The 8174-nt window shown below is 44.7% G+C and carries 8 protein-coding genes and 1 tRNA gene; all 9 read left to right on the top strand.

All coding sequences use genetic code 11. The annotated features are described in order from the left end of the window. A partial coding sequence (locus L2096_RS14860; RefSeq protein WP_079275949.1) for an EF-Tu C-terminal domain-related protein occupies positions 1–108 on the top strand: 108 nt, incomplete at its 5' end. Between the two features lie 56 nt (positions 109–164). Further along, positions 165–240, top strand: a tRNA-Trp gene (locus L2096_RS14855). 76 nt (positions 241–316) lie between these two features. Next, positions 317–757: a preprotein translocase subunit SecE gene (secE, locus tag L2096_RS14850; RefSeq protein ID WP_004932360.1), complete on the top strand. Its 441-nt coding sequence runs from the start codon at positions 317–319 to the stop codon at positions 755–757. 7 nt (positions 758–764) lie between these two features. Continuing rightward, on the top strand, positions 765–1298 hold the full coding sequence (nusG, locus tag L2096_RS14845) for a transcription termination/antitermination protein NusG (protein WP_004932362.1): 534 nt from the start codon (positions 765–767) through the stop codon (positions 1296–1298). 114 nt (positions 1299–1412) lie between these two features. After that, on the top strand, positions 1413–1841 hold the full coding sequence (gene rplK, locus L2096_RS14840; RefSeq protein ID WP_004637639.1) for a 50S ribosomal protein L11: 429 nt from the start codon (positions 1413–1415) through the stop codon (positions 1839–1841). 3 nt (positions 1842–1844) lie between these two features. Next, positions 1845–2540, top strand: coding sequence for a 50S ribosomal protein L1 (rplA, locus tag L2096_RS14835; RefSeq protein WP_004932366.1), 696 nt, complete (start codon positions 1845–1847; stop codon positions 2538–2540). Positions 2541–2813: 273 nt separating this feature from the next. Continuing rightward, complete coding sequence (rplJ, locus tag L2096_RS14830) at positions 2814–3320, top strand: 50S ribosomal protein L10 (RefSeq protein ID WP_004932368.1); 507 nt, start codon at positions 2814–2816, stop codon at positions 3318–3320. 42 nt (positions 3321–3362) lie between these two features. After that, the gene (gene rplL, locus L2096_RS14825; RefSeq protein WP_004932371.1) at positions 3363–3731 is read left to right on the top strand and encodes a 50S ribosomal protein L7/L12; all 369 of its coding nucleotides are present in this window, start codon (positions 3363–3365) and stop codon (positions 3729–3731) included. A 308-nt stretch (positions 3732–4039) separates the two neighbouring features. Then, positions 4040–8128, top strand: coding sequence for a DNA-directed RNA polymerase subunit beta (rpoB, locus tag L2096_RS14820; protein ID WP_004932374.1), 4089 nt, complete (start codon positions 4040–4042; stop codon positions 8126–8128). Positions 8129–8174 lie beyond the last annotated feature (46 nt).

Below are 8174 nucleotides of genomic sequence, written 5' to 3'. Positions count from 1 at the left end.
TCAGTAGAATTGATCCACCCAATCGCAATGGACCCAGGTCTACGTTTTGCGATCCGTGAAGGTGGTCGTACTGTAGGTGCTGGTGTTGTTGCGAAAGTAACTGCATAATCAAATAAAGTTGCATTTCACAAGCCGGGGGTCTAGACTCTCGGCTTGTGTGTCATAGGTCAGTAGTTCAATTGGTAGAGCGTCGGTCTCCAAAACCGAATGTTGGGGGTTCGAGTCCCTCCTGGCCTGCCATTTTTTTTCTAAATAAAAGCTTGATGCTGGCTTAATTGTCATATAATAAGTCGCGAATTCTACGACGAGTACAAAAATGTCGAACGATAAATCGCGTGACGCATTAAGCGACGCGCCAATTCCTCAACGAAACAATTCTGCTGAAGTTGTCACTTCTGCATCTGCATTAGACGTAGTGTTATGGGTTATTGCACTGGCGTTATTGATTGGTGCAGCCATGGTAAATCAATATTTGCCTGCATATTGGCCGCCTGCAACCAGTGTTTGGGTGCGTGTCGCTGTAATTTTGACTTGTATCGTCGTCGCTTTAGGTTTATTATACGCCACCCATCAAGGTAAAGGCTTTGTTCGTTTACTTAAAGATGCGCGAATTGAGTTGCGTCGAGTAACTTGGCCGACCAAGCAAGAAACAGTGACTACATCTTGGCAGGTGCTGTTGGTCGTAGTGATTACATCCATTGTGTTGTGGTGTTTTGACTATGGTTTAGGTTGGTTAATTAAGTTGATTATCGGGTAAAAGAGCTATGAAACGTTGGTATATTATTCATGCCTACTCTGGTTATGAAAAGCAGGTGATGCGTTCGCTTAATGAGCGAATCCAGCGTAGCGCTGTTGCCGATAGCTTTGGTGAAGTCCTTGTTCCAACCGAAGAAGTGGTTGAGATGAAGGATGGCAAGAAACGCAAATCTGAGCGTAAATTCTTTCCGGGCTATGTGTTAGTCGAAATGGAAATGAATGATGAAACTTGGCACATTGTAAAAGAATGTCCAAAAGTGCTTGGATTTATTGGTGGTACTGCTGAAAAGCCTGCCCCAATTACGCAAAAAGAAGCGGATGCTATTCTTGCACGTGTACGCAATACTGGTGAAGCACCACGTCCGAAGACGATGTTTGAACCAGGCGAAGAATTGTTGGTGATCGACGGTCCGTTCACAGACTTTAAAGGAGTCGTGGAAGAGGTACTGTACGAAAAGTCACGTCTCACGTTGACGATTAATGTATTTAACCGTCCAACTCAGGTTGAACTTGAATTTCGCCAAGTCGAAAAAACGGTTTAATTTGAATTGGTTGGAAAGCGCCCGATTTAATCGGGCATTGTTATTACAGTGCTTTGGTGCTGTGAAATGAAAATTGGGGAGCCTCACGGCGTTTGTACCCAGAGGTAATAGATAATGGCTAAGAAGATTGACGGCTATATCAAGCTGCAAGTTCCAGCTGGTAAAGCGAATCCATCTCCACCAATTGGTCCTGCTTTGGGTCAACGTGGTGTAAACATCATGGCATTCTGTAAAGAATTCAATGCTGCTACACAAAAACTTGAAGTTGGTTTGCCAATTCCAGTCGTGATCACTGTGTACAACGACAAGTCGTTCACATTCATCATGAAAACTCCTCCTGCTTCTATTCTTCTTAAGAAAGCTGCGGGTATCCAAAAGGGTTCATCTGTACCGAACAAAACTAAAGTTGGTAAGTTGACTCGTGCTCAATTGGAAGAAATCGCGACTACTAAAGAACCAGATCTTACTGGTGCTGATTTAGACGCACGTGTTCGTACCATCGCTGGTTCTGCACGTTCTATGGGCTTGGAAGTGGAGCTATAAGACATGGCAAAGTTAACTAAACGTCAAAAAGCCATTGCTGCTGCTCTTGAAGCAAACAAAGTTTACACTTTGGAAGAAGCGGTACAAGTTCTTAACAGCCTACCAGCTGCTAAGTTCAAAGAGTCAATGGATGTTGCGGTAAACCTTGGTGTTGACCCGCGTAAATCTGACCAAGTTGTTCGTGGTGCTACGACACTTCCAGCCGGTACTGGTAAAACTGTACGTGTTGCTGTATTTGCTCAAGGCGCTGCTGCTGAAGCTGCTAAAGCTGAAGGTGCTGACATCGTTGGTTTTGATGACCTTGCTGAAAGCATTCAACAAGGTAACCTTGACTTTGACGTTGTGATTGCAGCTCCAGATGCAATGCGCGTTGTAGGTAAGTTGGGTACGATTCTTGGTCCACGTGGCTTAATGCCAAACCCGAAAGTGGGTACGGTTACTCCAGACGTAGCTTCTGCAGTTAAAAATGCGAAGTCAGGTCAGGCGCGTTACCGCGTAGACAAAGCGGGTATTATCCACGCTGCGATTGGTCAGGTTGGTTTTACTGCTGAAGCAATCCGTCAAAACGTTGAAACTTTAGTTGCAGACTTGAAAAAGTTAAAGCCTGCTACCTCTAAAGGTGTTTATATCAAAAAGATCACTTTAAGCTCAACTATGGGCCCAGGTCTTGTTGTTGACGTAAACAACGTTTCAAACTAAGTCTTAACTTAGTCAAGAATTTTAAAGTCCTGATGTTGGATATGGCCTTTGGTTATATCCAACCCATCAGGCGGACTTTGAATTGATAAATGTAAATTTATCAGCGTCAAAGACCTCAGGCGAAGTGAGCTTGTTTGCAAGCGATCTTCTTAATAGACCAGTCTGAGTAGACGCGGTGGTGTGATTTATTCCTCCTCCGCGTGTAAATCGAAAGATTTACGAATTGGGAGTGCACCTGTTTGGGTGCATAAATCACCGTTAGGAGGTTTTACAATGGCTCTTCTTATCGAAGACAAAAAACAGATCGTTGCAGAAGTAAGCGAAGTTGCTTCTAAAGCGTTTTCTGTTGTTGTGGCTAACTATCAAGGTTCTAGCGTAGAGAAATTAACTCAACTTCGTGTTGAGGCTCGTAAGCTTGGTGTAACGACACGTATCGTACGTAACACTTTGGCAAAACGCTCACTCGAAGGTACTCAGTTTGATATCTTGAGTGAAGAACTTGTTGGCCCAACCATTCTCGGTTTCTCAACTTCTGAAGACGACATGGGTGCAGCTGCACGCTTGTTCGAAGAATTTGCAAAAACGAACAAAACATTTGAACTTAAAGCTGCTGCATTTGACGGCAAACTTTATCAAGGTGCAGATGTTAGCGTGATCGCAAACCTTCCGAACCAAGAGAAAGCGCTTACTATGCTTGCCTCTGTTCTTCAAGCTCCTATTTCGAAATTGGGTCGCCTTATTACAGCGCTCAAAGAGAAAAACGAGTCAGAAGCGGCTTAATCCTACTCTCACACCATTCAATATCCATTTGGAGTTTATCTCATGGCTTTAACTAACGAAGAAATCTTAAACGCAGTTGCTGAAAAAACAGTTCTTGAACTTGTTGAATTAATCTCTGCTTTCGAAGAAAAATTTAACGTATCTGCTGCTGCTGTAGCTGTAGCTGCTGCTCCTGGCGCTGCTGCTGCTGCTGAAGAGCAAACTGAATTCAACGTTGAATTGACTTCTTTCGGCGCGAACAAAGTAGCTGTTATTAAAGCAGTTCGTGAAGCAACTGGCCTTGGTCTTAAAGAAGCTAAAGATCTTGTTGAAGGTGCTCCACAAGTTCTTAAAGAAGGCGTTTCTAAAGAAGAAGGCGAAGAGCTTAAGAAGAAACTTGAAGAAGCTGGTGCTACAGTTACTCTTAAGTAATTTCTTAAGGAGTCGATTATTTGATAATCGGCTCCATAAAATGGCTGATGGCTCTTGGGTCATCAGCCTTTTTGCGTTACAATAATCGGCTCGATTTTTGTTTGTTCGAATGTACGAATTCTAATTTTAAGAATAAACAAAAGAATTTCAAACGCTTACCAATATTTTTCGATCTTAAAAATATTGTTAAGCGTTTTGATACCACTTAAAAATTGCAGCATTTGTAAAAGTGGTGGCCATATCGGCCTGCGTAATTCCATCCAAGCTCGTTCTGCAGGCGAGCCTGGTTTACTTTCCGAGGACTCCAGATGGCATACTCATATACCGAAAAGAAACGGATCCGTAAGAATTTTGGTAAATTGCCTAGCGTCATGGACGCTCCATACTTGCTTTCGATTCAAGTCGACTCGTATAGAACGTTCTTGCAAGATGGCAAAACACCAAAAAGTCGCGAAGATATCGGTCTCCAAGCGGCATTTCGTTCAGTTTTCCCAATTGAAAGTTATTCTGGCAATGCTGCTTTAGAATTTGTTGAGTATAGTCTTGGTAAACCAGAGTTTGACGTGCGTGAATGTATTCTTCGCGGGTCAACTTATGCGGCACCAATGCGCGTTAAAATTCGTTTGATCATTAAAGATCGTGAAACGAAATCAATTAAAGATGTACGTGAACAAGAAGTGTACATGGGTGAAATTCCACTCATGACCGAAAACGGTACGTTTGTGATCAACGGTACCGAGCGTGTCATCGTATCTCAGTTACACCGTTCACCAGGCGTGTTCTTCGATCACGACAAAGGCAAGACCCACTCAAGCGGTAAAGTCTTGTACTCTGCACGTATCATTCCTTACCGTGGTTCATGGTTAGACTTCGAGTTTGATGCAAAAGATTTAGTATACGTACGTATCGACCGTCGTCGTAAGCTATTGGCATCGGTGATTTTGCGTGCCCTAGGGTATAACAACGCTCAAATCCTTGAATTATTCTACGAAAAAGTACCGGTATATCTAGACTTCGGTAGTTACCAGATTGATTTGGTGCCTGAGCGTTTACGTGGCGAAATGGCGCAGTTTGACATTGCAGACAATGATGGCAAAATCATTGTAGAGCAAGGTAAACGTATCAACGCACGTCACGTTCGTCAAATGGAAGCTTCTGGTCTGACTAAACTGTCTGTTCCAGATGAGTACTTGTATGAGCGTATCACTGCTGAAGACATCACGTTACGTGATGGCGAAGTGATTGCAGCCAATACTTTGCTCAGCCATGAAGTGATGGTGAAACTGGCAGAAGGTGGCGTTAAACAGTTTAATATTCTGTTTACCAACGACATCGACCGCGGTTCATTTGTTGCCGATACATTACGTGCCGACACCACTGTAGGCCGTGAAGATGCCTTGGTTGAAATCTATAAAGTGATGCGTCCGGGCGAGCCACCAACCAAAGAAGCTGCAGAGAACCTGTTTAATAACTTGTTCTTCTCTTCTGAACGTTATGACTTGTCTCCAGTGGGACGTATGAAGTTCAACCGTCGTTTGGGTCGTCCATACGAAGTCGGTACAGATCAGAAATCACGTGAAGTCGAGGGAATCCTCTCGAATGACGATATCATCGATGTACTTCGTACATTAGTTGAAATTCGTAACGGTAAAGGTGAAGTCGACGATATCGACCACTTGGGTAACCGTCGCGTACGTTCGGTTGGTGAAATGACCGAAAACCAGTTCCGTGTAGGTCTGGTACGTGTTGAACGTGCAGTAAAAGAACGTTTGTCACAAGCAGAAACAGATAACTTGTCGCCACAAGACTTGATCAATGCCAAACCTGTTGCAGCGGCGATCAAAGAATTCTTTGGTTCAAGCCAGTTGTCACAGTTTATGGATCAAAACAACCCACTGTCAGAGATTACGCATAAGCGTCGTGTTTCTGCACTTGGTCCGGGTGGTTTGACTCGTGAGCGTGCAGGCTTTGAAGTGCGTGACGTACATCAAACCCACTATGGTCGTGTATGTCCGATTGAGACGCCGGAAGGTCCAAACATTGGTTTGATCAACTCGCTTTCTGTGTATGCAAAAGCCAACGATTTTGGTTTCTTGGAAACACCGTACCGTCGAGTTGTAGAAGGTCGTGTTACAGACGATGTGGAATACTTGTCTGCAATCGAAGAAGTAGGCACCGTGATTGCACAGGCCGACTCTGCCGTTGACACTGATGGTAACTTGATGGAAGAGATGGTTTCTGTTCGTCATCAAGGTGAATTCGTTCGCATGCCACCAGAAAAAGTAACGCATATGGACGTTTCTGCCCAACAGGTTGTTTCTGTTGCGGCATCGTTGATTCCGTTCCTTGAACACGATGACGCCAACCGTGCATTGATGGGTTCCAACATGCAACGTCAGGCGGTTCCAACTTTGCTTGCCGATAAACCACTTGTGGGTACCGGTATGGAAGCAAACGTTGCGCGTGATTCGGGCGTATGTGTGATCGCAAAACGTGGCGGGATGATCGAGTTTGTTGATGCTTCACGTGTCGTGATTCGTGTCAATGAAGACGAAATGATCGCAGGCGAGGCAGGTGTGGATATCTACAACCTGATCAAGTACACCCGTTCGAACCAGAACACCTGTATCAACCAGAAAGTACTGGTGAATTTGGGTGATAAAGTTGGTCGTGGTGATGTCTTGGCCGATGGTCCATCAACGGATGGCGGTGAGTTGGCGCTGGGTCAAAACATGCGCGTTGCGTTCATGACCTGGAACGGCTACAACTACGAAGACTCGATCTTGCTTTCTGAGCGTGTGCTTCAAGAAGACCGTTTGACTTCGATTCACATTCAAGAATTGTCATGTGTTGCACGTGATACCAAGTTGGGCGCAGAAGAAATTACTGCCGATATCCCTAACGTGGGTGAAGCAGCACTGTCTAAGCTTGACGAATCAGGTATCGTGTACATCGGTGCTGAAGTGACTGCGGGCGACATCTTGGTTGGTAAAGTGACACCAAAAGGTGAAACACAATTAACCCCTGAAGAAAAACTGCTTCGTGCCATCTTCGGTGAAAAAGCCGCAGACGTGAAAGATTCATCTTTACGCGTTCCATCGGGCACCAAAGGTACCGTAATTGACGTTCAAGTCTTTACCCGTGATGGTTTAGAAAAAGATGAACGTGCACTTGCGATTGAAAAAGCACAGCTTGATGCTTACCGCAAAGACTTGAAAGAAGAATACAAAATCTTTGAAGAAGCGGCGCGTGAGCGTGTTGTACGCTTGTTGACCAATCAAGAATCGAATGGCGGTGGCACCACCAAACGTGGTGACAAACTGTCTGAAGATATGTTGTCAGGTTTAGAGTTGGTTGATCTATTAGACATCCAACCAACTGATGAAGGTATCGCAGAGCGTCTGAGCCAGATTCAAGTGTTCTTGAAAGAGAAGAGCGCAGAGATCGACGAGAAATTTGCAGAGAAAAAACGCAAACTTGCAACCGGTGACGAACTCACAACGGGTGTATTGAAAGTTGTGAAAGTGTATCTTGCAGTTAAACGTCGTATCCAGCCTGGTGATAAGATGGCGGGTCGTCACGGGAACAAGGGTGTTGTTTCTAACATTCTGCCTGTAGAAGACATGCCACACGATGCCAACGGTGTACCTGTTGACGTGGTATTGAACCCGCTGGGTGTACCATCACGTATGAACGTAGGTCAGATTCTTGAGACACACTTGGGCCTTGCAGCAAAAGGCTTGGGTGAGCAAATCGATAAGATGTTGCAACAGCAACGTACGATTGCCGAGCTACGTATTTTCTTAGACAAAATCTACAACAAGGTAGGTGGCGAGCAAGAAGATCTTGATAGCTTGACTGATGAAGAAATCTTGGTGCTTGCAGGTAACTTGCGTAAGGGTGTTCCTTTAGCCACGCCAGTGTTTGACGGTGCTGAAGAAAACCAAATCAAAGAGTTGCTTGAGCTGGCTGAGTTGCCACGTACGGGCCAACAGATTTTGTTTGACGGACGTACAGGTGAACAGTTCGATCGTCCTGTTACTGTAGGTTACATGTACATGCTCAAGTTGAACCACTTGGTTGACGACAAGATGCATGCGCGTTCAACTGGTTCTTACTCGCTTGTCACTCAGCAGCCGCTTGGTGGTAAAGCACAATTCGGTGGTCAGCGTTTCGGTGAGATGGAAGTCTGGGCACTAGAAGCATACGGCGCAGCTTATACGCTTCAAGAGATGCTTACAGTGAAGTCGGATGATGTAGAAGGTCGTACCCGTATCTATAAGAACATTGTAGATGGTAACCACTACATGGATCCGGGTATGCCTGAATCCTTCAACGTATTGACCAAAGAGATCCGTTCTTTAGGTATCAACATTGAACTGAAAAATGGTGACTAAGCGTTAAGCTCGCTCAGATTTTTCAGGAAAAACAGTATTTGTGACC

The sequence above is a fragment of the Acinetobacter sp. ACZLY 512 genome (assembly GCF_023614015.1).
Lineage (GTDB): Bacteria > Pseudomonadota > Gammaproteobacteria > Pseudomonadales > Moraxellaceae > Acinetobacter > Acinetobacter soli.
This window is presented reverse-complemented; position numbering and strand designations above follow the sequence as displayed.